Raw genomic sequence first — 20,975 nt, forward strand, 5'->3', positions numbered from 1 at the left:
GGGATGGCCGAATGAAAACGTATATCTGCCTTTTTTGCGGTTTCGTCTACGACGAGGCGGCCGGCATGCCCGAGCACGGCATTGCCGCGGGCACGCGCTGGGAGGACGTGCCGGAAGCATGGGAATGCCCCGATTGCGGCAATCCGAAGTCGGCCTTCGTCATGGAAGAACTGTGAGCGGGAGATTGCCTGTGAGCACGCACGACGATGTGATCGTCCAGCACCTGATCGACCCGGAACTGTGCATTCGCTGCAATACCTGCGAGGAGACCTGTCCTTCCAATGCGATCAGCAATGATTTGCGCAACTACGTCGTGGACGTGGATATCTGCAACGGCTGCCAGGCCTGCGTGAGTCCCTGCCCGACGGGCGCCATCAATAGCTGGCGGCCGGTGCTCAGGCAATCCGCCTACACGCGCGAACAGCAGTTCGCGTGGTCGGCGTTGCCCGAAGCGCCGAGCGACCCGGCGCTGGACGCTGTGCCGCCGGGGCGAGGCAGAGGGGACGGCAGCGTCGTGGTCGAAAACCGCTTTACGCCTGCGCGTCCCGCGCTCGCGCGTGTCGTGGAGAATCGCTGCGTGACGCCGCGCGCGGACGCGGCGGTTCATCACATCGTGCTCGATGTGTCGAACGACGATTTTCCGTTTCTGGAGGGGCAATCCGTGGGCGTGCTCGCGCGCGGCGTTGACGCGCAAGGCGCACGGCACGCCATGCGGCTCTATTCGGTAGCGTGCTCGCGCGACGGCGAGGAGGGCGTGGCGGGGCGGCTGGCGCTAACCGTCAAGCGCGTGATCGAAAATCGCGGGGGCGAGGAGGCCCGCGGAATCTGCTCGAATTATCTCTGCGATCTGACGCCGGGCGACGCCGTGGAACTTGCCGGGCCCTATGGCGCGGACTTTTTGATGCCTGACGACACGACAGCGCCGCTCATCATGATCTGCACGGGCACGGGCGTCGCGCCAATGCGGGCCATGCTCGACAGAAGCCGGGCCTTGCCCGCGCCGCGCGCGCCGCAACAGCTGTTCTACGGCGGCCGCACGCCACAGGAGATGGCGTACTTCGACGCCTTGCAGGCGGCGTACGGAGCAACGTGCGACATCGGTTTCGCGCTGTCCCGGCAAGCCGGGGAGTCAAAGCGCTATGTGCAGGACCTGCTGCGCGAGCGCCATGACGTTCTCGCGCAACTGCTCGCACGCGAGAACACGCACGTCTATCTGTGCGGTTTGCGCGGCATGGAGGCGGGCGTGTTCGAAGCGCTCGCGCAGGTATGCGAGCGGCACGGCCTGAACTGGCAGGCGCTGGAAGCGGCGATGACGCAGCAGCGCCGCCTCCATGTCGAGACCTATTGAGCTCAGACCGGTTGCGCGGCGCTTGCCTGACGGTCTTCGGGGGCGCGCCGCGCGAACTCGCGCAGCGCAGCGCCGATCTGGTCGTCTTGCCATTCGCTGAGAAAGACGACCAGTAGCTGGAGTTGGGCGCGCGCGAGAAAGTTGTTTCTGAGCGCCGGGTCGTGGCGGCCCTCGATCGCGCGAATAGCGCCGATTTCGCGCTCGATCAGTGCGGGCGCATCGAGTATCCACGCGATGCCCAGCACGGCGACCGAGAGCCTCACGAGTTGCGCGAGTTCGTCGAGATCGATGGCGGGGCCGCCGCCACGCCGGTATTCGTCGACGAAAAGCGCCAGCAGGTCGCGCCGGTGCGCGTGCAGAAAACCGGCTTCGGCCGCGCACGTCATGCCATAAAACGCCTGCGCGACGTTCATCTGGGCGACGCTCCCCCAATCGAGCAGACCGGCCTGCAACTCGCCGCGAGCATCGCGCCAGAACCATGCGTTGTCGAGATTCATGTTCCAGTGGCACAGCGCAATATGGTCGGCCGACTCGTTGAGCGCGGCGCGGATCGCCAGTTCATGCTCCAGCACGAAGGGCGCTTCGTTCACGAACTGGTTGAGGAAACCGCCGTTGCGCAGGTGCTCGGGAAAGAGCTGCGGGGCTTGCGCCACGAAGTCCAGCAGTTTCGCGAGCTTGGCCTGCAATTGCTCCGGCGTATAGGGAATGCGGCTGCCGGGGTCGATGTGCTGCGCGTCGAAGGGAAATGCCTGCTGCGTTTCAAGGCCGAAATTCCCGGCCTTGTGATAGGCGGCCAGGCGAGCCATGGCTTTCGTGAGCGCACGATAGTGCTCGACAGGATTGCCCAACTCGTGATCCAGGCATTTGTCATGGCGCGGCTCGATGCCGTTTTCGCCATATTCGATGCGTTCGGTGATGAGGATGCCGGTCGTGGTCGCCGCATGGTAGTCGGCGAAATAGCAGGTCGGCACCGCAACGGGAAAGCCGCTTCTGCGTGACAGCAAGGCAAAGCGAACCTCGGGTTCCATTAGTGGTCCGAACAGTTCGCGCAGCGGGTCGCCGAAGTCGCGCGTGAACTTGACGAACAAATGGGTGTGCAGCCCCGGATCGTCGCGCGCATAGGCCACCGAAAGCGAGACCTTGCGCCCCATGCCGCCGCCGAAGAATTCGGTAAAGCCCGTGATGGCCGTGACGCGGTTGTCCTGCGCCAATGCGCCTGTCCACCGGAACGCCGCGGTGAGGAAGTCCGCGCCCGCTTCGCGCAGGGCTTCCACGCTGACGGGAAACGGCAGCGCCGATCGATCTCCCACGACGCGATCTGGATCATTCATGACTGGCGGCCTCAGTTGATGAGTGAACGAATGTTGTCAATCAAGAATATCATATTGAAGCGAACAAAATACGGTGACATCGTCCAGCAAGTACTTGAGTATCGTATGGATGCATACTACAATGCGTTTCAAGCGTGACCAATCCCCGTTGCCGTCTCATGCTGCAAAGGAAAAGAGTTCATGAGTGACGTATTGGATGTTGTCGACGCAGTGACGCCTGGGCGCGCCGTGACGGTTGCGGCGAATGATGCGCCCGAGCCCGCGCTCGACTTTCGGCTGTCCAACCGCGTCGCCATCATGACGCTCAACCGTCCCGCGGTAATCAACGCGCTGTCGCACGACATGGTGCGTGAGATGGCGAGCCTCGTCGAGCGCTGCCGCAGCGACCGCGAGATCGTGGCCGTGGTGCTGCGCGGCGCGGGCGTGAAGGGCTTTTGCGCAGGCGGCGACGTGCGCGCGCTCTATCGGGCGGCGACGCTCGGTTACGGCAACTGGCGCGAGTTCTTCGTGGACGAGTATCGGCTCGACTTCGCGCTGCATTCGCTGCACAAGCCGCTGGTGGCGTTGATCGACGGCGTGACGATGAGCGGCGGTATGGGGCTCGCGCAGGCGGCGTCGCTGCGCATCGTGACCGAGCGCACCCGCCTCGCCATGCCCGAAGCGCGTATCGGCTTCGTGCCCGACGTGGGCGCGACGCGCTTTCTCGCGGACCTGCCCGTCGAACTGGCGCTTTATGTGGCGCTGACGGGGCAATCGCTCACGGGCGCCGACGCCATCCGTTACGGCCTGGCCGACGCTTATGCGCCGGGCAGGTCGCTTCAGGGTTTCGAAAAGCGCCTGGGCATGCTCGACATGGACGACGTGCGGCAGAGTATCCGCGATGTGTTCGTGTCGCCCGCCAACGCCGTGCCGCCGTCGGAAATCGTCGAATTCATGCCCTTGATCGGCGAGCACTTCGCTGCGCGAAGCTCGGTCGAGGAAATTGTCGAGTCGATCGAGTGCGCCTTGCAGCGTGAGCGCCCGGTGCGCGAGCGCGAATGGCTACAGACCACGCTCGACGCACTGCTGGCGGGCTCGCCGCTCATGCTCAACGTGACGCGCGAAGCGCTGCTGCGTGGCCGGGCCATGTCGCTTGCCGACTGCTTTCGCATGGAGTTCGATCTGGCCACGCGTGCGATCGAGGTGGGCGACTTCTGCGAGGGCGTGCGCGCGCGCATGGTCGACAAGGACGGCGCGCCGCGCTGGATGTTTCGCGCGCTCAAGGACGTCAATCCGGCAATCGTGCGGCGCTTTCTTTGTGCGCCCAGCCGGGTGGGACCGCATCCGCTCGCCGATCTGGGCGCGTGAGTGCGCGAGGCGCGACGACATGGGCGGCAATGGACGATTTTTACACGGAAGAACCTGAATTTATGAAGATCCTGGTTGCAGTGAAAAGGGTGGTGGACGCCAACGTGAAGGTCGGCGTGAAGTCCGACGGGTCGGGCGTCGATGTCGCCAGTCTGAAGATGGCAATGAACCCGTTCGACGAGATCGCGGTCGAGGAGGCGGTCCGGTTGAAGGAAGTCGGTGTCGCCAGCGAGGTGATTGCGGTGTCGTGCGGCGTTTCGCAGTGCCAGGAAACATTGCGCACCGCACTCGCCATCGGTGCGGATCGCGCCGTGCTGGTCGAGACCGCCGGGGAGTTGCAGCCGCTGGCCGTCGCGAAGCTGCTCAAGGCGCTGGTGGACAAGGAGCAGCCTTCGCTCGTGATTCTCGGCAAGCAGGCGATTGACGACGACTCCAATCAGACCGGCCAGATGCTCGCCGCGCTGGCAAACCTGCCGCAAGCGACCTTCGCTTCGAAGGTCGTCGTGGCCGACGGCCGGGCCACCGTGTCGCGCGAGGTGGATGGCGGCGCGCAGACGCTCTCGCTCTCGCTGCCCGCGGTCGTCACCACCGACCTGCGCCTGAACGAACCGCGCTACGTGACGCTGCCCAACATCATGAAGGCGAAGAAGAAGCCGCTGGAGACGCTCAAGCCCGAGGAACTGGGCGTTGACGTCACGCCGCGCCTGACGACGCTGAAAGTCGTCGAGCCGCCGAAGCGCAGCGCGGGCGTACAGGTGCCGGACGTGAAAACGCTGGTCGGAAAGCTGAAAAGCGAAGCCAAGGTGCTGTGAGAAGGGAGCAAGAGAAAAATGACGATTCTGGTGATTGCCGAACACGACAATGATTCGGTCAAGGCCGCGACGCTCAACACGGTTGCGGCGGCGCAAAAGTTGGGCGGCGAGATTCACGTGCTGATTGCGGGCCACCACGCGCAGGCGGCCGCGCAAGCCGCGGCGAAAATCGCGGGCGTGGCGAAGGTGTTGCTGGCCGACGCGCCGCAACTCGAAGCGGGCCTTGCGGAAAACGTGGAAGCCACCGTGCTCGCGCTCGTGCAGCAGGCGGCGAATGCGTACTCGCACATCCTCGCGCCGGCCACGGCGGCGGGCAAGAACGTCGCGCCGCGCATTGCCGCGAAGCTGGACGTCGCGCAGATCAGCGACATTACGGCGGTCGTGAGCGCGGACACGTTCGAGCGCCCGATTTACGCAGGCAATGCGATCGCAACGGTGCAGTCGCGCGACGCAGTGAAGGTCTTGACAGTGCGCTCCACGGGCTTCAGCCCGGTGGCGGAGGAAGGGGGCGGCGCTTCGATCGTGAGCGTCGATGCCGCGCCCGAGAGCGGCCTCTCGCGTTTCGTGAGCCGCGAAGTCACCAAGCTGGACCGGCCGGAACTCACCAGCGCGAGCATCATCGTCTCGGGCGGCCGCGGGCTTGGTTCCGGCGAGAACTACACGAAGGTGCTGGAGCCGCTCGCCGACAAGCTCAACGCGGCGCTCGGCGCATCGCGCGCGGCCGTGGATGCCGGCTTCGTGCCGAACGACTACCAGGTCGGGCAAACGGGCAAGATCGTCGCGCCGCAGCTTTATCTTGCGGTGGGCATTTCGGGGGCCATTCAACACCTGGCCGGCATGAAGGACTCGAAGGTCATCGTCGCCATTAACAAGGATCCCGAAGCGCCGATTTTCGGCGTCGCCGACTACGGCCTCGTGGGCGATCTGTTCGAGACGGTGCCGGAACTGCTTGCCGAGCTCGGCTAGGAACTGGACCGTTTGAACAGGAAGCGACGATGAAAAGGCATGCGCTGATCGTGTTCTCGAACCCGGTGCCGGGCCGGGAGAGCGAATTCAACGAGTGGTATTCGCAGCGGCACATTCAGGATGTTCTGGAAGTGCCGGGTTTTCTGAGCGCCCAGCGCTTCCGGCTCGCGCAGGACGACGCGAATGCGCATTGGCAGTATCTCGCGATCTACGAGTTCGAGGCCGAACTGCCCGAGGGCGTGCTCGCGGAACTGTTCAACCGCGCGGGCAGCGCCCGCATGGTGTTGTCCGATGCAATGGACATGCAGCACTACAGCGCGACGCCGTGGGTCGCGATTACCGAAAAGCTGGGCGCGAACCCAAACCCAAACCCAAACCGTTAGCCGGCTCCGGCCCGGCATCACAAGAACAGGAGACGAGATGAGCAGGGACTTCGATATCGTGATCGTGGGTGGCGGCGGCGCCGGGCTTGCGGCGAGCATACTCGCGCGCGAAGCGGGCGCGAGCGTGATGGTGCTGGAGGCGGACACGAAGCTCGGCGGCGCCACGGCGCTGTCCGCCGCCGTGATGTATGCGTGCGCAACGAGTGTGCAGCGTGCGCGCGGCATCGACGATACGCCCGACGCCATGTATCGCTACATGACGACGCTCGCGGGCTGGGAGTGCAACACGCATATCATGCGCGTGATGTGCGAGCAAAGCGGCCCCGCGCTCGAATGGCTGATCGGGCTGGGCGTGCATTTTCCGCCCGAGTATCTGCTTTGCTCGGGTGTGGACGAAGTGCCGCGCGGGCATCCGAGTCACGGCGTGGCCGACGCGCTCATCAACGCCGCGGGGGCTGCGGGCGTGGAGTATGCGCTCGGCACGCGCGTCGACCGCTTGCTGGTCGAGAACGGCCGGGTGGTGGGCGTGTCCGCGGGCGGGGAGGAACTGCGCGCGGGCGCGGTCATCATCACGACCGGGGGCTTCGGCAACAGCCCCGAAATGATCGAGCGTTTCTTCCCGACCGCCGCTTCGCACGGCGACTGGACCTATGCGGTTCACTACGCCGCGCCCTATATCGTGGGCGACGGCCTCAAGCTCGGGCAGAGCGTGGGCGCGGGCGTGGTCGGCGTGGATTGCGGCCTGTTGCTGCCCACGAGCGGTCTGGGCAAATGGATCGAAGCGTTCCTGCCGCCGTGGATCATGCTCGTCAACACGGCGGGGCGGCGCTTCATGGACGAGTCCGCGCCGTATGCGGTGTCGGGCTATCTGCTCAACAGCCAGGCGGACAAGCGCGCGTATGCGATTTTCGACGAGCCGACGCTGGAGAAGGCAAGCCAGGACATGCGCTTCGCCGACCCGTACCACAGCGGCACGGCCATGCCAACGTGGGAGTACAACCTGCTGCGGCAGAGCATCGAGAACGGCAAGGTCCTCAAGGCGGACAGCATCGAGGAGCTGGCCGCGAAGATCGGCGTTGATAGCGAGACGCTGCGCGCCACCGTCGAGCAATACAACGCCGATTGCGACGAGGGACGCGACAGTCAGTACTTCAAAGCGATGGAGCAGCGCTTTCCGGTGCGCACCGGGCCGTTCTATGCGCGCGAAGTGCGTGCCTGCGTGATCGGCCAGACCGGCGCGGGGCTCGACATCAACAATGACGCCCAAGTGCTCGACGAACACGGCCGCGTGATTCCGGGGCTCTACGCGGCGGGCGAGGTGCTGGGTTGCGCCGTGGGCAAGCGGTACTCGGGGGGGGGCATGGGCATCTGCAATGCGATGGTGTTCGGCCGTATCGCGGGGCGGGCGGCGGCCGAAGAAGCCTTGCAGTATGAGCTCGAACAGTAGAAGGCCGTGAATATGCCGCCGGTGGGTTCGCGCCAGACGTGCTGACTGCCTGGCGGTATGTCGGCCAACCGGCGGCTGAAAAGCAATCTCCGTAGTTCCTTCGTGACAGACGATGAGGGGAAGCGATGCTCATACCGGCACAACGGATCTGGAGCGCGTTGAGCGACGAAGTCGCGAAATTGCAGGTGCAATTCGCGGACAGCGACGTGGACGGCTCAGCAGTCATGGCGATTTCGAACGGCCTGCGATTGCTGCGAAATCGCGAGGCGGGCGGCGTTGCCGCGTTGCGCGTGCAATGCGACGGGCTCGATGGCGTGCTTGCGCAACTGGAGGTGATGCTAGGCACGGCCGGGAGCAATGTCATGGACGACCTGCGCAAGCTGCGCACGCAGTTGGATGTGGCGCGAGCGCAGACCGCGTTGCCCGGCATCGAAGCCGCATGGCTTGCCGCGCTCGGCCGCTTGCAGGCGCTCATGGCGCGCGTGAACCAGGGCGGAAGCCTCGCCCCCGGCGCGAAAAAGGCGGTCGCGCGCATCCTGACCGATTGGGAAACCGCGCACATGTCGGCACAAGGCGCGGCCTCGGCGTGCAGCGGCGACGACGCCGGTGCGACGCAGATCGATGCACAAAAGCTCGAAGCGTACCTGCGCGATCGCTTTGACGAGCCGGCGCTTCGCGTGACCTCGTTCCGGCCGCTCGCGGGCGGCTTCGGCAAGCAGACGATCTTGTTTGACGTGGCAGGCGAGGCGCTCAGCGGGGCGTTCGTGATGCGCCGGGACATGTCGGAGCGGCCGTCGGTGGAGGGCGATTGTCACCGCACGCGGGACGAATATCCGGTGCTCAGGGCCATGCGCGCGCGGGGCTTTCCCGCGCCGGAGGCGCTTTGGGTCGACACGGCGCACAGGCTTCTCCCCGGCGGCGATTTCATCGTCATGCGTTGCTCGCCGGGCAAACTCTCCGGCAGCGTATTCGGCGTGCGCGCGCAGGTACCGGAGAGCCTCACCGTTACGCTGGCGGACACCATGGCGCATCTGCACACCATGGCGCCGCTCGTCGACGTGGGCGAGTTGACCGATTCCTTGTGCGCCGAAGGGTGGAAGCGCTCGCGCGGAGCCTGCACGGCGCGTTATGTGCGCAACCTGTATGAGCTTTATTTGCAGGCGGAGCACACGCCTTCGCCCGCGCTCGTCGCGATCTATGGCTGGTTGCTCGACAACGTGCCGGACCGCAAGGGGCCGCCGTCCATGCTGCACGGCGACTTCGGGTTTCACAATTTCCTGTTCGAAGGGGACAGGCTTTCCGCCGTGCTCGACTGGGAATTCGCGCACGCCGGCGACCCGGCGGAGGATCTCGGCTATGTCCACGTAACCGTTGGTGCGGCGATCGACTGGGCGCGCATGATGGAGCGCTACGTGGCGGGCGGCGGCGAACCGGTGGACGACGACACGCTGCGGTTTTTCCGCGTGTGGGCGTATGTGCGCAACGCAACGGGCGCGAATCTGCATGCGACCATGTTTTCCAGCGGCCGGGCCGACGACCTCAAGCTGGCCATCCTGCCCGTTTCGCACATTCCGCAGTTTATCCGCTGCGCGCAGGCATTGATCGACGAGGCGTAGGTCCACAGTCACCTCGCCGCCGCACGAAGCCCATACCAGGCAGTCCTTTGTTCACGAATGGATAAAGCGGCATGCAGTCCCGGTTAAGACTGCCATGCGCAATTGCGTTGAAATGATCTCGCAGGTTTGACCCGCCAAAACGATGAGCCGGGTTGTGAAACAGCGAACGGGAGACATCCAGATCATGCGAATCAATGAAGCGCAACAACAAGGGGCCGGGGTCGAATCCGGGGGCAATGGGTACGCGCACGCGCCGCAACGCGCGCCGGTGGTGCTCGGGTTCGACGACCCGGCGTCGCACGGCGCGCTCGTCGGCGGCAAGGGGCGCAATCTTGCGCTGATGAGTCAGGCAGGCTTTCGGGTGCCGCCGGGCGTGACGATCACCACGCAGGCGTATGCACACATGCTGGCTTCGGCCACGGTGCGCGAGCGGATCGGCGCGTTCGTGCAAGGAATGCGCTACGACGACACCGACGACCTCGCGAAGCGCACGGCCGGGATTCGCGAGTTGATCGAAGCGACGCCAATGCCCGAGCAGGTCGCGTCGGAAATCCTGGCGGCCTATGCGCGCCTTGCCGAGCTGGCGGGCGGCGCGCAGCCCTACGTCGCGGTGCGCTCCTCCGGCACGGCCGAGGATCTGGCGGAGGCCTCCTTTGCCGGGCTGCACGATACTTATCTCGACATCAGGGGGGGCGAGGCCCTGCTGGAGGCGGTGCGCCGTTGCTGGGCGTCGATGTGGACCGCGCGCGCGGTCGCCTATCGCCACACGAACGGTTTCGACCACTTCGCCGAGGCGCTTGCCGTGGTCGTGCAGGTGATGGTGGAAGCCGATGCGGCCGGGGTGATGTTCACGGCGAACCCGCTGAGCGAGCGGACCGACGAAATCCTGATCAATTCGAGCTGGGGCCTGGGTGAGGCGGTGGTGAGCGGCATCGTGACGCCCGATGAATTCTTGCTCCGAAAGCGCAATCTCTGCGTCAAGGCCCAAACACTGGGCGCGAAGCAGTCGTTGATTCGCCGGAAAGCGGGCGGCGGCACGCTCCACGAGGAGACCGCGCAGGCGCGGCGCGATCAGTTCAGCCTCGACGTGGAGCAACTGGGCTTGCTTGGCGACCTGGGGCGGCGCGTCGAGGCGCACAGCCAGGGCCTGCCGCAGGACATCGAATGGGCATTGGCGGGCAACGTCATTTACCTGCTGCAATCGCGCCCGGTGACGGGCGTGAACTTCGCGTGGGAAGAGGACATCGAACTTCCCGAGAAAGAAGAAGACGAGGACGGCACGATCTGGGAAAAGTCGTGGGCCGAGGAGGGGTTGACCGGCGCGAATTGCCCGCTGTTCTACACCACGCGCGCGTGGGCCTACGATCGCGCGTACACGAATCAGCTCAAGGTGTATGGCTTGAAGGAAGGGGATTTCAATCTCAAGCACTTCAAGTATTACCGCAGCGCGATCTATTACAACACGGCCACGGAAAAGGCCTTCGCACGCCACACGATGATTCCGCACGCGCGCAACAGCCCGTTTTGCTGGGGCGGCACGCGCTTTATCGAGCCGCAGGCGCACGATGAAATCGTCAACGCGCCGTTCTCGTGGACCCAGTACCTGAAGATGGTCGCGCGGCTTCAGCTTCATCCCATGACGGCCTATATCGGCTGCCGCGCGCATGTCATGAAGACGTGGTTCCAGCGGGAAAAGTGGAATCCAAAAGCATTCGACCGCCATGCGCTGAGAAACCTCGACGACGAGACGCTCAAGCGCACGATCCTCCAGTGGCTTTACGACGAGCAGCTATACGACGACGAAATCACCGTCTGGTTCTACAACCTGCGCGACGCCATCAATATGCTCGCATGGCTCGTGGCCAAATGGTACCGGGGCGACAATCCCACGGCGATGGTCGACCTGATCAGCGGCGCGGCCGGGGAAACGCCCACGTCGCGGGAAAACAAGGCGCTGTGGGAATTCACCCAGCGCATCCGCAATAGCCCGGCGCTCAAGGCATGCTTCGACGAATACCAGGAAGAGGCGTTCTTCGCAAAGCTCGCGCAGTCGGATGAGGGGCGCGCGTTCCTGAGCGATTACGAGGCCTTTGCCGCCGAGCATCCGCATCGCGGCCATAGCGACCGCGACATCTATTGGGTCCGCCGTGGCGAAAGTCCCGCTGTCGACTACCGGGCCATTCAGGCGCTCATGACGGCCGACCCGGAAGACAGCCCGCACAAGCGCGAAAAGGAGACCAACGCCCGCCGCGCCGCCGTGATCGAGGACGTGACGCGCAGCATCGCCCAGCAGGCGCTCGGGCCGATCAAGGTGCAGGCCTTCAAGGTCGTTCTGGAATATGTGAGCACGTTTCTCGTGGAGCGCGATCTCGAACGGTATTCGTACGACAAGCACACGTATATCCAGAAGCTCATGTTCCTCGAAGTCGGCCGCCGCCTCAAGGAGCGCGGCATCCTCACGGGCGAGCGCGACTTTTATTTCCTGGGCAAGGAGGAACTGTTCGCCGTGCTGGAGGGGCACGCCAACATGACCCTGGCGCGCGCGAAGATCGCGGGCCGCATGAAGAATTTCGACGCCTATCACCACAAGGAGTGGAGCCCGCCGCCTTATCTCGTGAAGGGCAACGCTCACGATCCGAGCCGCCTCGACGACGGGAGCGATCCCAACCGGCTGCGCGGCATTCAGCAAAGCCGCGGTGTCGTGACGGGCCGCGCACGCGTGGTCAAGACGCTCGACAAGATCGGCACGATCCAGAACGGCGAGATTCTCGTTTGCAACGCGACGGATCCGGGCTGGACGCCCGCGTTCCTGATCATCAGCGGCATCGTGACCGAAACCGGCGGCGTGCTGTCTCACGCAGCCTGCCTGTCGCGAGAATATGGCTTGCCGGCCGTGCAGATTCCCAATGCCATTCAACGCATTCAGGACGGCGCGACCATTACCGTGAACGGCGACACCGGTGAAGTGATACTCGCGGCCGAAACACCTGAAGCCGCCGAAGCGGCCTAGCCGCATAGCGGATCGCAAGGTTGCGAGCCGGGCGGCGGCGCTGGCGGGCCGCCCGGTACGAACCCGGACACAACCTCAGTCACAGCCTCACTTCAACGGCTGCTGGAGCATTGAAATGCAAGCGAAAACCCGAGGTGTGCCTCGAATCGTGGTGTATGGCGTCGGTCAGTTCGGACAACATATCGTCCGCTTCGCGGTGGAGAAGGGCTGGCCGATCGTGGCGGCCTACAACCGCGCGGGGGACAAGATCGGCAAGGATGTGGGACGGCTCGCCGGGCTCGGCTATGACCTTGGCGTGCCGGTGCAGGACTGCGAGACAGCCGACTATGCCGGTGTGCAAGCCGATATCGGCGTGGTGACCACGACCAACCGGCTGGCGCAGAACATGCCCGCCTACCGTCGCTTGATGAAAGCGGGCCTCAACGTGCTGTGCCACGGTGCGGAGTCCTATTATCCACGCGCGGTGGACAAGGTGCTCGCCGCCGAAATCGATGCCCTCGCGCGCGCGAACCGGGTGACGTTCACCGGCGGCGGGATCTGGGACATGTCGCGCATCTGGATGGGCATTGCCGCCGCCGGTCCTTGCACGGAGCTTCGCGCGCTGCGTCATTCCAGCATTTCCGACGCGCAGAGCATGGGCCGCGAGCAAATGCTGATTTGCGGCGTCGGCATGAGCGTCGACGAATACGAAGAACGCATGGTCAAGGCGGCCGGCGAAATAGGCGGCTATTACAAAACGATTCCGTGGCAGGTCATGGCCGCGCTCGGTTACGACGTCACGCAGGTGAGCGAGCGTCGCGAGCCGGTCTTGTTCGACACGCCGATTTACTGCGAACTGCTTGAGCGAGAACTGGAGCCCGGCGTTTGCGTCGGCACGCGCCTTGTCATCGAACTGGAAACGGCGCAGGGCGTGAGCGTGAGCGCCAGGATCGAGCCACGACTGTTGCGTCCCGGCGAGGTCGAGCACACGCTCTGGGAGATCGACGGCAAGCCGGTTTCGCGTATCCGGGTGGAGCGCGACGATCAGGCGCATTACAGTGCGTCCAGCCTCTTTAACCGCATACCCGACGTGATCGGCGCGCCGCCCGGCATCATGCCGGTTTCGAAACTCGGCATGCTCAGGCACACGGCCTCGCGCGGCGCGCCGGTTTGAGGACCGGGTTGCGGGAAAGACGCCGGTCGCGCCCAAGGGAGCCAATCATGCTGGACATGCTGGAATCGCGCAGTGAGACGCATGACGATGCGTGCAACATCGACACCTTCCGGGCGCGCTTCACGTCGTCGATATGCTCGAGCGATCTGTACGCCATCGAAGGCGGGGCCGCGTTTTCGATGCGCTTCGACGGCATTCAACTGGGCGCGGTCGAAATATTCCGCTTCGACGGGCAGGGCATTCGCGGCGGCATGCGCACCCGGCGGCATATTCGCTGCCAGCCCGCCGACGATGTCTTTCTCGTGCTGCCGTTGAACGACGCGCTGGAAATCTCGCAACGCCAGCATCGAAACGTGGTGCAGCCGGGGCACTTCGTGTTCATTTCATCGGCGGCGCCGTCTGAGGGCACGTGCGGGGTTGCGCCGAACCACATCTATTCGGAACTCGTCATCAAGATGCCCAATGCGCTGCTGCGCCAGCAGGTGCCGCATATCGACGATATCTGCGCCGTGCCGATCGACTCGAATACGGGGGCGGGCCGGGTGGTGCGCAACCTCATCGAGTCGCTGCTCGCCGAGGGGCGCGCGTTGACGAATGCACAGGCGCTCACGTTCGGACCGGTGCTGATCAACGCTGTGGGCGTCGTGGCGCGGGAGGCGAGCGGCTGCGAGGAGCCGGGCCGCCGCGCGCGCAAGCACGCGCACGAGCGCATACGCATGAAGGCGCTGGCGTTTATCGAATCACATTTGTCCGACCCGCAACTCGATACCGCGAAGGTGGCGGAGCATTGCCGCGTGTCGCTACGCCATCTTCATGCGAGTTTCGATTCGGCGGCCACCTCCGTTGGGGCGATGATTCGAGAGATGCGCTTGCAGTGCTGCCGCGCCGAACTCGTAAACCCGTTGCTCAGCCACAAGTCGATCATCGAAATCGCGATGGCCTGGGGCTTCAATAGCTCCGTGAGTTTTACGCGCGCCTACCGGCGGCGGTTCGGCGTGGCGCCCAGCCAGGAGCGCTGATCGTGTGGTGGTCGATGCGCGTGTTCACGGTGACGCGCTTGCGGTTGACAGCCAGATCGCGGCCACGGCGGCGCCCACGCCCAACGTCCAGCCCGCGAGGCCGAATTTCAGCGGCCAGGGCGCGGTGCGTGCGTCCATGAATTGCATCATCACGGCCGCCGTTTTGGCGAAGGCCAGCACCACGATGACGAGCGCGGGCGCAACGCCGAACGCCAGTGCATTGCCGCCAGTTTCCCATGATGCGATGGTGGCTGCGACGAGCACGGCCCACCAGATGATCAGACGCCGCCCGGTTTTATCCACGCGCGCCTCCGAGCAGATAGAACAGGGCGAACAGCACGATCCACAGGAGATCGACGACGTGCCAGAACAGCCCGCCGCTCTCGATCAGAAGGAAACGTTGCGCCGTTAGCGGCGGCCGCGCCGAATCGCGCATGAGGACGAGGACCACGAGGCCCAGCAGCACGTGCAGCAGATGAATGGCCGTGAACGTGAAGTAGTACATGAAGAAGTCGCTCGTGAGCGGCGTCACGCTCCGATGGATCTTCTGCGCGTATTCGGCGAGCTTGCAGACGACGAAGCCGCCGCCAAGCGCGATGGAAATGCCGAAGTGGCGCCTGGCGCCAGGACGTTGCTCGCGCAACCGATGCATGCCGAGCGCGACAAACAGGCTGCTGGAGAGCAGCAGCAGACTGCCGAGCAGACCCAGGCGCCGGTCCAGCAGCAGATGGTCGGCGGCAAAAGCGGCGGGGGCGTTGGAGCGCGCCAGCGCGAAGCACAGGAAGAAGGCCGCGAAAACCATCAGGTCGCCGAATATCAGCACCCAGACGCCGGGCTCGCCCGGTATGCGCGGCGAAGCGCGCAAGGCGTGCATGGCGGGCGTGGCGTCGCGCGGTTCCTCGCAGGCGGCAACGGTGCTCGCCTTAGCCACACTGGCGCTCCTGGCGCGTGATCGCTTTCAGGCACAGCGTGCACTTGACGGAAATCCAGATGCCGAAGCCCACGAGGGGAAACCAGAAAACGAACAGACCGTTCCATGCGAAGGGCCCCGTGCGGGGAATGAAGGCAAACGCGCCGGCCTCGAAAATGATGGCGATCCAGATGGTCAGGAAGCCGAACCAACGTGGAAACGCGCCGTTGCGCGCGGTGCCGGCCTTCAACGCGAGCCAGCCGATCGGTACCATCTGGAAGATGAAGTATTGGTCGGTGGTGACGAGCGTCAGGTTGGCGAGGTCGTGAATGAGCGCGGTGGCGTACGCGGCGCGATCCGGATGAAAGGCCGCCGCGCCCCACAGGATGGGCGGGAATACCAGAAACATCGACATGAGCGCGCCGCCCACGAGTTGCAGGACGGACCAGATTGGCCAGCCCGTTTCCAGCTTCGACATCTGAACGCATACGACCATGGCGATCGGCACCATGAACGCGCCGGTCCATGAGCAAATGGTGGCGCCAATGCGGATTGGGATCGTGTTCGCCTGATAGAAGGCCGCGACCTGCTCTGGCGGCCAGGTCGCGGCCGGCAATGGCAGCAGCCGGATGAGGAAGCCCCATGCGAGGGCAAAGATCACCGCGAAGGCGACGCCCCACCAGATCAGCAGGCGCTGCGCCCGCGGACTCGTTGACAGTCTGATGCTCAATTCGGCCATTCTCGCTCCATACCGATGCAAGTTATCGACGCATGTAACTCATACATATGGTATCGAAGCATACGAGATCGGTGAAATTAGCGCAAGCATACTCAGTCCGCACGGGGAACGTGCGGATCTGTCGCGCCGGGCAGTCTGGGCAAACCTCGCGAAGCCGTCAGGCAGAGTGGCCGAGGTCGCCGCAGAAGAGGTTTGAAAACCCGTCCGCCGGGCTCGCCCTGAGCACGATCGCGTAGTTGCCCGAGCGCAGTTCGGACATCGCGGCCGGAACGCTTTTCCAGATTTGCATGGGTCGCGTTTCGTCGAGCAGGACGTGCTGGTTCAGATCGAACGCCGGTTTGAGCCCCAGATTTGCGCAGGTACCCGGGTAGATGTATGAATACATCGTCGCGGGTCGTGCGGTTTCGGAGGGCAGGCCGCTCACGAGGAGCATGACCTGGGTGGTCGTGGGGCCGGTCGGCATCAACGTCGCCACCGCAATTTTCCCGGCGTTTTGCGGCGTAGCCGCAAGGGGAACTTCGACCGCTGCGGGGCGCTGCTGCGCAGCCGCCATTCCACCGGACATGGCGGCAATGCCGAGAACAGCCGCCAGCGCGGGCCAGGCATGAACGTTCATCGTCCACCTCCTGCTTCGAGCCAGATACTGGGCACTACCTCGATAAATATAGTTCGTTTCAGGGAAAACACGGCAACGAGGCACGCAAGTCGCGCGACATCGAAGCGGCTCGCGGCGTCGCACAACGACGCCGCCGGATCGGGGTGACGGATTGCCTGGGCTTGCGGCTCAGATGGGTGCGCGCTCACCCACCGCGCGGCTCACGCAGTCCGACGACACACAGGCGATCTTCAACCCCGCGCCCTCCACGAGCGGATAGCGTTCGAGCACCAGCGGGTCGTGCCCCGGAATGAAATGATCGGGGGAATCGGCCAACGCCATCAGCTTGCGGTAGCCCGCCAGCATCGCGGCAACGTCGGCGGCGATCGGAAACGGGTTGTTCTGCTCGATGTTGGCGTAGTAGTGCGCGGCGTCGGAAGCCAGCACGATCCAGCCGCGCGCCGTATGCACGCGTACGGCTTGCAGGCCGCGCGTATGGCCGCCCACGAATACGCCTTCGATGCCGGGCTTGAGCGTCCAGTCGCCCGCGTGGAATTGCACGCGGTCCTCATAAACGCGCCGCACGAGGTCGCAGACGTCGTCGACCGAATACGCGCGCCGCAGGTAGGGCTCGCACATGCAGCGCCCGGTCGCGTATTCCACTTCGGCGTCCTGAATATGAATGCGCGCGGCGGGCAGTTTGTCGAGATTGCCCGCATGGTCCCAGTGCAGGTGCGTGAGGATGGCATCGGTGATATCGGCGGGCGCCACGCCGAGTGCGCCGAGCGCCTCGATGGGGCAGTGGTCGAGCTCGCGCTTGCGGCTCGCCGCGCTGCGCGCGCCGAAGCCGGTATCCACGAGCACGGTGGTCCCCGGTCCCTGGATCAGCCAGACGAAGAAGTCGAGCGGCATGGGGCCGTCGTGGTCTTCGAGGTACATGAAATTGTGGCGGCGCGGCCGCGGCATGCGAGCGAAGCGCAGCGCGTGAACCGTGTATTGGGGCAGGTCTGTTGTCGTCATGAAGGTTTGGATTGAAGTCTCGCGCGCCGCTTGATCGCCCCTCAGCCGGCTCTCAGTCGCCCGTCATGCGGCGGGCCAGCGGCCGCCCAGGCGTTCGCTGAGCGCGCGGCCCGCTGCGAGCAGCAGCGGCGTCATGTGGGCGATGGCTTCTTCTGAGTAGCGTTCGAGCGGGCCGGAAAGCGACAGCGCGCCGACGAACTGGTCGCCGCTGCCGAACACCGGGCACGATACGGCCGCGCACGAGGGGTTGCGTTCGCCGAACGAGGTGAAGACGAGCGGCGTGTCTTTCGGCAGCGAAGCGCATGCGCGCCCGAAGTAGTAGTTGATGACTTTCGCGGGCGCGCCGCGGCCAAGCGGCAGCAGGTCGCCCGCGTTGACGTTGTCGAGCGTCGAATGGCGCGAGTCGACGCGGAACAGGCACAGCCGTTGTTCCTCATCGTAGCGCACGTGAAACGACGCGCTTTCGGTGCCCTGGCCGACCAGCCGGTCGAGCGTTTCGAGCACGCGCTCGCGCAGCGGGTGGCTCGCGTCGTAGGCGCGGCCAAGCCGGAACGCGAGCGGGCCGAGCTCGTACTTGAGGTCGGGGCGCTGCACCACGAGCGCGCCTTTTTCCAGCGAGGCCACGAGGCGCAGAATCGTGCTCTTGTACAGGCCGGTGAGGCGCGAAAGCTCCGACAACGAAACCGGCGCGGCCGCGCCCTCGACGGCGGCCACGATGGCGAGCGCGCGGTCGACGGCGGCGACGCCTTCTGCGTCTTTGGGCGGGGTGGCGGTTTCCTGGGTCATGGGCAAGGCGTGATGGAGAGCGAAAGCGTTATTTTCCCTCAAAGAGCAGGCTGATGGCCGGTGCGTACCGTTCGCCATGCCCGGCGGCAATGGCGCGGTCGAACGTCTCGACCAGATTGCGCGCGCCGCATGCGTCCACGCCCACGCGCCCGGCGAGCGCCACCGCGTAGCTCACGTCCTTGCGGGCATACGAAACCGGAAAGGCCTTTTCCGGAAACGCTTGCGGCAGGATCGCCTTGAAGCCGTGGTTGCGCAGCGCGAAGCTGTCCGCGGAGCCTTTCGAGAGCGCGTCGAACAGCACCTGCGGGTCGACACCGGCGCGCCGCCCGATCGCGGCGGCCTCGGCCAGTGCGAGCACGGTTTCGTAGAGCACCATGTTGTTGAGGATCTTCACCACCTGGCCCGCGCTCACCTTGCCCGCGTGCAGCACGTCGCTCGCGAAGGTGCGGATCAGCGGTTCGAGCCGGGCGTACAGGTCGGCGTCGGCGCCCACGGGCACGGCGAGCGTGCCGGCTTCGGCGGCGGCGCGCGTGCGCATCACGGGGGCGTCGGCAAAGCGCACGTGGCGGCGGGCGAGCGCTTCGGCCACGTCGAGCGTGATGTCGACCGACGAGGTGGAGAGATCCACCACGCACTGGCCTTCACGCAGGCGCGCGGCGAGGCCGTCCTCGCCGTTGCCGCCATCGGCGCCGCATACGACCGAGCGCACGGCCTCGCCCGAAGGCAGGGAAAGGAAAATGATGGACGCCTCGCCGGCGATCTGCTCGACGCTGGCGCGCGTGACGCCGTGCTGCGCGAGCCGTTCGAGCGGCTCGGGGTTGCGGTCGCACGCCAGCACGCGCGCGCCGCTTTTGGTGGCGAGATGGCGGCACATGGGCTCGCCCATGACGCCGACACCGATAAAGCCGAGAACGAGAGGAGCGGGTTGGGTCATCGATTGAAATCCGTATGGGTTTGCAAGGAAAATGCGGAATCGGGAGCGCCTGAATGAGACTATCAGGCCACGATCAGGTCGCGATCAAGCCGGCACATTGGCCGGATTCATGCTCCAGTAAATCCCTTTCGACTGCTGATAGAGCCGCACGCCGCTTACGCCTTTCTCGCGGCCGATGCCGCTTTCCTTGAAGCCGCCGAAGGGCGTGGCGATCGAAAGCTGCTTGTACGTGTTGATCCAGACGGTGCCCGCTTCGAGCGCGCGCGCCACGCGCCATGCGCGCTGGTAGTCGGCGCTCCAGATGCCGGAGGCGAGGCCGAACACGGTGTCGTTGGCCTGGGCGATCAGATCGTCTTCGTCGTCGAACGGCAGCACGCACAGCACCGGGCCGAAAATCTCTTCCTGCACGGTGCGCGCGCGGTTGGAGAGCCCCGTGACGATGGTCGGCAGGTAGAACGAGCCGGCGTCGAGCCGCGCGTCGTCCGGGCGCGCGCCGCCGCACACGATTTCACCGCCTTCGGCACGCGCGGCGTCGACGAGCGACTCGATGCGCGCGCGATGCGCGAAGCCCGCGACCGGCCCCATCTGCGCGCCTTCGGCGTCGGGCAGATCCACGCGCAGGGCGCGCGCGCGCTGCGCGAGTTTTTCGACCACGGCTCCGAGCACGCGGCGTTGCACGAAAAGACGCGAGCCCGCCACGCACGACTGGCCGCTGCCTTCGAAGATGCCGTCCACCACACCGGCGACGGCGGCGTCGAGATTCGCATCGGCGAACACGATATGCGGCGACTTGCCGCCCAGTTCGAGACCGACCGGGATCAGGCGCTGCGCCGCGACCCCCGCGATGGCGCGCCCGCTCGCGGTGCCGCCCGTGAACGACACCATGCCCACGCCGGGATGCGCGACCAGCGCCTTGCCCGCGAGCGCGCCGGTGCCGGGCACCACGTTGAGCACGCCGCGCGGCAGCCCCGCTTCGAGCGCGATGCGGCCGACGCACAGCGCCGCGGAAGGCGTGATTTCCGAGGGCTTGAGCACCACGGCGTTACCGGCCGCGAGCGCGGGCGCGACCTTTTGCGCTTCCATGGTGAGCGGCGAGTTCCACGGGGTGATGGCGGCCACGACGCCATAAGGCTCGTAGGCGGTCATCGAAAGATAGTCGCCGCGCGAGGGCGTGACTTCCGCGCCGAGCGTCTCGCAGACGGCCGCGTAGTAGCGCCAGGTCGAGGCGGCGCTCGCCACCTGGGCGAGGCACTCCTTCCACACCTTGCCGTTCTCGATCATCTGTAGCTGCGCGAGTTCCGCGGCATTCGCGTCGATGCCGTCGGCGATTTTCGCGAGCACGCGCGCGCGCACATGCGGCAGCATGGTGCGCCACGCTTTCGAGGCCGCGGCCGAGCGTGCGCTTTGCACGGCGGCGGCGATCTGCGTGTCGCCCGCGGCGCTCACGCGGTAGTTCACCGCGCCATTCGCGGGATTCACCGACTCGAAGGCGTGGCTGTCGTCGCGCACCCACTCTCCGTCGATCAGCATGGGCTTCAGTTCGTCATTCGATTTCATCG

Annotated in this window: 20 protein-coding genes; 11 read left to right on the plus strand and 9 right to left on the minus strand. The window is 65.4% G+C overall.

Going from position 1 to position 20,975, the window contains the following annotated elements:
• The first annotated feature begins 11 nt into the window (after positions 1-11).
• Together C7402_RS31175 and C7402_RS31180 are read left to right on the plus strand one after the other, a co-directional pair.
• The gene (locus C7402_RS31175) at positions 12-176 is read left to right on the plus strand and encodes a rubredoxin (protein ID WP_112173755.1); all 165 of its coding nucleotides are present in this window, start codon (positions 12-14) and stop codon (positions 174-176) included.
• A gap of 14 nt (positions 177-190) precedes the next feature.
• The gene (locus C7402_RS31180; protein WP_341869260.1) at positions 191-1,348 is read left to right on the plus strand and encodes a 4Fe-4S binding protein; all 1,158 of its coding nucleotides are present in this window, start codon (positions 191-193) and stop codon (positions 1,346-1,348) included.
• 2 nt (positions 1,349-1,350) lie between these two features.
• Here the strand turns inward: C7402_RS31180 and C7402_RS31185 are convergent, their stop codons facing one another.
• Positions 1,351-2,679: a hypothetical protein gene (locus C7402_RS31185; RefSeq protein ID WP_116613378.1), complete on the minus strand. Its 1,329-nt coding sequence runs from the start codon at positions 2,677-2,679 to the stop codon at positions 1,351-1,353.
• A 180-nt stretch (positions 2,680-2,859) separates the two neighbouring features.
• On the opposite strand from C7402_RS31185, the gene C7402_RS31190 reads away from it, so the two are divergent.
• The 9 genes from C7402_RS31190 (at position 2,860) to C7402_RS31230 (ending at position 14,432) form a co-directional block, all read left to right on the plus strand.
• The gene (locus C7402_RS31190; protein ID WP_112173758.1) at positions 2,860-4,026 is read left to right on the plus strand and encodes an enoyl-CoA hydratase/isomerase family protein; all 1,167 of its coding nucleotides are present in this window, start codon (positions 2,860-2,862) and stop codon (positions 4,024-4,026) included.
• 62 nt (positions 4,027-4,088) lie between these two features.
• Positions 4,089-4,838, plus strand: coding sequence for an electron transfer flavoprotein subunit beta/FixA family protein (locus C7402_RS31195; protein ID WP_116613464.1), 750 nt, complete (start codon positions 4,089-4,091; stop codon positions 4,836-4,838).
• A gap of 18 nt (positions 4,839-4,856) precedes the next feature.
• Positions 4,857-5,804, plus strand: a complete 948-nt coding sequence (locus C7402_RS31200) for an electron transfer flavoprotein subunit alpha/FixB family protein (RefSeq protein ID WP_112173759.1) — start codon at positions 4,857-4,859, stop codon at positions 5,802-5,804.
• A gap of 29 nt (positions 5,805-5,833) precedes the next feature.
• Positions 5,834-6,187, plus strand: coding sequence for a DUF4286 family protein (locus C7402_RS31205; protein ID WP_116613379.1), 354 nt, complete (start codon positions 5,834-5,836; stop codon positions 6,185-6,187).
• A 37-nt stretch (positions 6,188-6,224) separates the two neighbouring features.
• Positions 6,225-7,634, plus strand: coding sequence for an FAD-dependent oxidoreductase (locus C7402_RS31210; RefSeq protein WP_116613380.1), 1,410 nt, complete (start codon positions 6,225-6,227; stop codon positions 7,632-7,634).
• Positions 7,635-7,759: 125 nt separating this feature from the next.
• Complete coding sequence (locus C7402_RS31215) at positions 7,760-9,250, plus strand: phosphotransferase family protein (RefSeq protein ID WP_116613381.1); 1,491 nt, start codon at positions 7,760-7,762, stop codon at positions 9,248-9,250.
• A 184-nt stretch (positions 9,251-9,434) separates the two neighbouring features.
• Positions 9,435-12,260, plus strand: a complete 2,826-nt coding sequence (locus C7402_RS31220; RefSeq protein ID WP_165842036.1) for a PEP/pyruvate-binding domain-containing protein — start codon at positions 9,435-9,437, stop codon at positions 12,258-12,260.
• Positions 12,261-12,375: 115 nt separating this feature from the next.
• Positions 12,376-13,413 (plus strand): hypothetical protein, encoded by a 1,038-nt coding sequence (locus C7402_RS31225; protein ID WP_133254595.1) that lies wholly within the window; start codon positions 12,376-12,378, stop codon positions 13,411-13,413.
• A gap of 47 nt (positions 13,414-13,460) precedes the next feature.
• Positions 13,461-14,432: an AraC-like ligand-binding domain-containing protein gene (locus tag C7402_RS31230; protein ID WP_116613384.1), complete on the plus strand. Its 972-nt coding sequence runs from the start codon at positions 13,461-13,463 to the stop codon at positions 14,430-14,432.
• A gap of 24 nt (positions 14,433-14,456) precedes the next feature.
• Here the strand turns inward: C7402_RS31230 and C7402_RS31235 are convergent, their stop codons facing one another.
• The 8 genes from C7402_RS31235 to C7402_RS31270 form a co-directional block, all read right to left on the minus strand.
• Entirely contained in the window at positions 14,457-14,735 is a 279-nt protein-coding gene (locus C7402_RS31235) for a hypothetical protein (RefSeq protein WP_116613385.1), read from the minus strand.
• Positions 14,728-15,363: a cytochrome c oxidase subunit 3 gene (locus C7402_RS31240; protein ID WP_208949034.1), complete on the minus strand. Its 636-nt coding sequence runs from the start codon at positions 15,361-15,363 to the stop codon at positions 14,728-14,730. The genes C7402_RS31235 and C7402_RS31240 overlap by 8 nt, the downstream gene beginning before the upstream one ends.
• On the minus strand, positions 15,356-16,081 hold the full coding sequence (locus C7402_RS31245) for a hypothetical protein (RefSeq protein WP_116613386.1): 726 nt from the start codon (positions 16,079-16,081) through the stop codon (positions 15,356-15,358). Before C7402_RS31245 ends, C7402_RS31240 begins: the two co-directional genes overlap by 8 nt.
• Before the next feature lie 157 nt (positions 16,082-16,238).
• The gene (locus C7402_RS31250; RefSeq protein ID WP_116613387.1) at positions 16,239-16,697 is read right to left on the minus strand and encodes a hypothetical protein; all 459 of its coding nucleotides are present in this window, start codon (positions 16,695-16,697) and stop codon (positions 16,239-16,241) included.
• A gap of 168 nt (positions 16,698-16,865) precedes the next feature.
• Complete coding sequence (locus C7402_RS31255) at positions 16,866-17,696, minus strand: N-acyl homoserine lactonase family protein (RefSeq protein WP_116613388.1); 831 nt, start codon at positions 17,694-17,696, stop codon at positions 16,866-16,868.
• A gap of 63 nt (positions 17,697-17,759) precedes the next feature.
• Positions 17,760-18,482 carry an IclR family transcriptional regulator gene (locus tag C7402_RS31260; protein WP_112173769.1) on the minus strand — a complete coding sequence of 241 codons (723 nt, stop codon included), beginning with the start codon at positions 18,480-18,482 and terminating at the stop codon, positions 17,760-17,762.
• 28 nt (positions 18,483-18,510) lie between these two features.
• On the minus strand, positions 18,511-19,416 hold the full coding sequence (locus C7402_RS31265) for an NAD(P)-dependent oxidoreductase (protein WP_116613389.1): 906 nt from the start codon (positions 19,414-19,416) through the stop codon (positions 18,511-18,513).
• Between the two features lie 84 nt (positions 19,417-19,500).
• Positions 19,501-20,973 (minus strand): aldehyde dehydrogenase, encoded by a 1,473-nt coding sequence (locus C7402_RS31270; RefSeq protein WP_208949035.1) that lies wholly within the window; start codon positions 20,971-20,973, stop codon positions 19,501-19,503.
• Positions 20,974-20,975: the final 2 nt, after the last annotated feature.

Origin of the sequence: Paraburkholderia unamae (assembly GCF_003096875.1) — a bacterium.
GTDB classification, from domain to species: Bacteria; Pseudomonadota; Gammaproteobacteria; order Burkholderiales; family Burkholderiaceae; genus Paraburkholderia; species Paraburkholderia unamae.

Excerpts from the sequence above, each read along its gene's own strand:
- C7402_RS31175 (WP_112173755.1), top strand. The coding sequence starts at position 12 with ATGAAAACGTATATCTGCCTTTTTTGCGGTTTCGTCTACGACGAGGCG.
- C7402_RS31185 (WP_116613378.1), bottom strand. The coding sequence starts at position 2,679 with ATGAATGATCCAGATCGCGTCGTGGGAGATCGATCGGCGCTGCCGTTT.
- C7402_RS31190 (WP_112173758.1), top strand. The coding sequence starts at position 2,860 with ATGAGTGACGTATTGGATGTTGTCGACGCAGTGACGCCTGGGCGCGCC.
- C7402_RS31195 (WP_116613464.1), top strand. The coding sequence starts at position 4,089 with ATGAAGATCCTGGTTGCAGTGAAAAGGGTGGTGGACGCCAACGTGAAG.
- C7402_RS31200 (WP_112173759.1), top strand. The coding sequence starts at position 4,857 with ATGACGATTCTGGTGATTGCCGAACACGACAATGATTCGGTCAAGGCC.
- C7402_RS31205 (WP_116613379.1), top strand. The coding sequence starts at position 5,834 with ATGAAAAGGCATGCGCTGATCGTGTTCTCGAACCCGGTGCCGGGCCGG.
- C7402_RS31210 (WP_116613380.1), top strand. The coding sequence starts at position 6,225 with ATGAGCAGGGACTTCGATATCGTGATCGTGGGTGGCGGCGGCGCCGGG.
- C7402_RS31215 (WP_116613381.1), top strand. The coding sequence starts at position 7,760 with ATGCTCATACCGGCACAACGGATCTGGAGCGCGTTGAGCGACGAAGTC.
- C7402_RS31220 (WP_165842036.1), top strand. The coding sequence starts at position 9,435 with ATGCGAATCAATGAAGCGCAACAACAAGGGGCCGGGGTCGAATCCGGG.
- C7402_RS31225 (WP_133254595.1), top strand. The coding sequence starts at position 12,376 with ATGCAAGCGAAAACCCGAGGTGTGCCTCGAATCGTGGTGTATGGCGTC.
- C7402_RS31230 (WP_116613384.1), top strand. The coding sequence starts at position 13,461 with ATGCTGGACATGCTGGAATCGCGCAGTGAGACGCATGACGATGCGTGC.
- C7402_RS31245 (WP_116613386.1), bottom strand. The coding sequence starts at position 16,081 with ATGGCCGAATTGAGCATCAGACTGTCAACGAGTCCGCGGGCGCAGCGC.
- C7402_RS31250 (WP_116613387.1), bottom strand. The coding sequence starts at position 16,697 with ATGAACGTTCATGCCTGGCCCGCGCTGGCGGCTGTTCTCGGCATTGCC.
- C7402_RS31255 (WP_116613388.1), bottom strand. The coding sequence starts at position 17,696 with ATGACGACAACAGACCTGCCCCAATACACGGTTCACGCGCTGCGCTTC.
- C7402_RS31260 (WP_112173769.1), bottom strand. The coding sequence starts at position 18,482 with ATGACCCAGGAAACCGCCACCCCGCCCAAAGACGCAGAAGGCGTCGCC.
- C7402_RS31265 (WP_116613389.1), bottom strand. The coding sequence starts at position 19,416 with ATGACCCAACCCGCTCCTCTCGTTCTCGGCTTTATCGGTGTCGGCGTC.
- C7402_RS31270 (WP_208949035.1), bottom strand. The coding sequence starts at position 20,973 with ATGAAATCGAATGACGAACTGAAGCCCATGCTGATCGACGGAGAGTGG.